This is a genomic window from Salipaludibacillus sp. CF4.18 (assembly GCF_051262595.1).
GTDB classification, from domain to species: domain Bacteria; phylum Bacillota; class Bacilli; order Bacillales; family Salisediminibacteriaceae; genus Salipaludibacillus; species Salipaludibacillus neizhouensis.
Genome location: NZ_JBIMEV010000116.1, coordinates 1 through 3,107 on the forward strand (window position 1 = coordinate 1; position 3,107 = coordinate 3,107).

Below are 3,107 nucleotides of genomic sequence, written 5' to 3' on the forward strand. Positions count from 1 at the left end.
ACGAGAGATAACTCTGAGAAAAGACCTAAATTAAAATCTCCATGCTTTGCAATCAAATACGTGGCTACGTAAATTTGGCCTCCAGTAAACAGAGAAATGTTATAAACAGCATCAAAAATCGTAAATAAAGGACGTTGCTTCGGATGATTCGTTAAAACTGTTTGTGCAGCACGAGTGACCGTCGTTTGCATCGTATAACCAATAATGTAAAGTGCGTAGATCACGATGAAAAATGTCAACTGCATCATTTCTGGTACAAGGTGGGTTACATTGTACAATACTAAGAAAGAAATAAGTAAAATAATATTACCAATTAACATAATTGGTCGAAATTTACCGTACTTCGTTTCTGTCCTATCAATAATAAATCCAATAATAGGATCGGTAATGGCATCGAAAACTCTCATCAATGCTAAGAGTGTACTGATAACCATGACAGATAGTCCAACAATACCTGTTGCATAATAAGTCACAAACCCAATAGCAAACATAAACATGTTTGTTGCGGTGTTATTCAAAGCGAAAAGCGCTATTTGCCAAATTCGTGCTTGATGGTAAGTGTTTTCTCTTTGATTTTCTTTTGTTCCATCCATGAATTTTCCCCTCCTAAAAAACAAACCAATTGCAATTGCTTCCAAGGTACTGCAAAGTGTTTCGTTTCCTTGGTTGATATTATAGTCTATGTTTATTTGTCTAAAATTAAAAATTTTTTTAAGAATACGGGGAAATGGCTCTCGGGATCTTCAGTTATTGTTTTCCCACAGGCGTCTCGCAGATTTTTAAAATCAACAATGAAGAAATAACAGAGCCTTAAAAAAGGCGAAAAAGTCCTGTAAATACCATAAAAATCCTAAATGATATTCGCTCGATTGTCTATACTAGAGGTGGAAAGAGAGAGTAATGCCATAAATGTATTTTTCGTAATACTTTTTATGAATGCGCTTAACATAACGAATAACAAGGAGGAAAAGTGTATGAGAAAGAAAATTAATATAAATGGTGAATGGAAATTTATTCAAGAAAACGTAGAGCAAGCAAAAGAACGAATCTTTGATGATGTAAATTGGGAGCCTGTCAAGGTACCCCACACATGGAATACTGTTGATGGAGCAAATGGATTTGATTTTTATAAAGGAGCTTGCTGGTACCGAAAAGAGTTTTCGGTCGGGAAGGTAGAACAGGACAACAAAGTTTTTATCGAATTTGAAGGATCTAACAGTGTGACAGACGTTTATGTCAATGGACATTATATGGGGCAGCATCGCGGTGGTTATTCAACGTTTCGTTTTGATATTACAGATGTCGTCGATTTTGGCAGTGTGAATACTCTTGCTGTTCAAGTGGACAATACAGTTGTCGAAGATGTTTACCCGCAAATGGCTGATTTTACTTTCTATGGTGGTATTTATCGCGACGTCAATTTAGTAATTACTCAACAAGTGCATTTTGATTTAATGGACTATGGTTCCAAAGGAGTTTATCTTGTTCAAGATGATGTTACACATGAAAGAGCGCGGCTAACATTTAAGTCAAAAGTCGTAAATGACAATAACAAGGAGACAAAAGTTCGACTTTGGGCAGAGATCTTTAATGAAACAGGCAAAAAAGTGGCTTATGCTGCTAAAGAAGTACTTTTGGATGCTAAGGAAACTAGAATGGTAGAAATGCCTGCTATCATTAAAAATCCTGTCTTATGGAATGGTAGAAAAAATGCCCATTTGTATCGTGCTGACTTGAAGATTGAAAACTTTAACGATACCGTTGACGAATTATCGATTCCTTTTGGAGTAAGGTACTTTAAAGTAGATCCTGAAAAAGGCTTTTTCTTAAACGGTCAACACCTGCCTTTAAATGGGGTTTCAAGGCACCAAGATAGAAAAGACATGGGTTGGGCGATTACAGAAGAAGAACACGCAGAAGATATGGAGTTAATTAAAGAGGTGGGAGCGACTTCAATTCGGTTAGCTCACTATCAGCACGATCAATATTTCTATGACCTTTGTGATAAAGAAGGAATGGTGGTTTGGGCAGAAACTCCGTTTATCTCGGTCATGTCCAAAACAGAGTTAGAAGGTATTAACGCAAAACAACAAATGACAGAGCTTGTTCGCCAGAACTTTAACCACCCTTCGATTATTTTCTGGGGGATTCAAAATGAAATTCAAATTGGTGGAGAGAGACCAGAAGTACGTAGACTAGTCAAAGAATTAAATGAGCTAACCAAAAAGGAAGACCCTACAAGATTAACAACAATGGCCAATGTGATGTTTGTTGAGGATGATGACGAATACAATTACATCACGGATATTGTCGGATATAACAAGTATTACGGTTGGTATAATGGAAAAGCAGAAGATTTTGCGCCTTGGCTTGATGGCTTCCACAAAACAAACCCGAGTGTTGGTGTTGGCATCTCAGAATACGGTGCTGAGGGAATTATTCAATATCACAGCAACGGTCCAAAAGTAAAGGATTATACGGAAGAGTATCACGCGTTATATCATGAGACGGTGTGGAAAATATTTTCAAAACGTCCTTTTCTATGGGCGACTTATGTGTGGAATATGTTTGACTTCGGTGCCAATATCCGTGATGAAGGCGGCGTGAAAGGGAGAAATAATAAAGGATTAATCACATACGACCGTAAGATTAAAAAAGATGCTTTTTATATGTATAAAGCGAATTGGTCCGACGAAAAATTTGTGCATATTACAAGTAAACGATTTGTTGACCGTCCGGAAAAAGACATTGCAGTGAAAGTTTATTCGAATTGTGATCAAGTGACACTCTATGCTAATGGTGATGAGCAGGAAACGGTAACTGGTGTGGACCGAGTCTTTACTTTTGATAATGTTGCATTAACAGAAGGGGTTAATGAGATTGAGGTTGTTTCAAATCAAGATGGTTTTAAATTAGAGGACATTGCCTTGTTTAATCAAGTGTCTGAACCAAACGCTAGTTATGAAGCGCCGGAAGAAGGAAAAGGCGGTGTGGCTGCTAACTGGTTCCAAATGCCAGATCTAGATGATGTAGAGGAGATCGAAGAAATTGTCATTACTGATGAAGTTTATTCCACAAGAAATACATTTGAGGAACTTATGGAAAAT

At 37.2% G+C, this 3,107-nt stretch carries 2 protein-coding genes; one reads left to right on the top strand and one right to left on the bottom strand.

What is annotated here, in order from left to right:
* Window positions 1-593, bottom strand: a 593-nt coding sequence (locus ACHABW_RS25475) for an MFS transporter (protein ID WP_435759827.1), incomplete at its 3' end; no start/stop codon positions are given.
* 381 nt (window positions 594-974) lie between these two features.
* Between ACHABW_RS25475 and ACHABW_RS25480 the strand changes: the two genes are divergently transcribed.
* Window positions 975-3,107: glycoside hydrolase family 2 protein (locus ACHABW_RS25480; RefSeq protein WP_435759829.1), on the top strand; the 2,133-nt coding region annotated here is incomplete at its 3' end.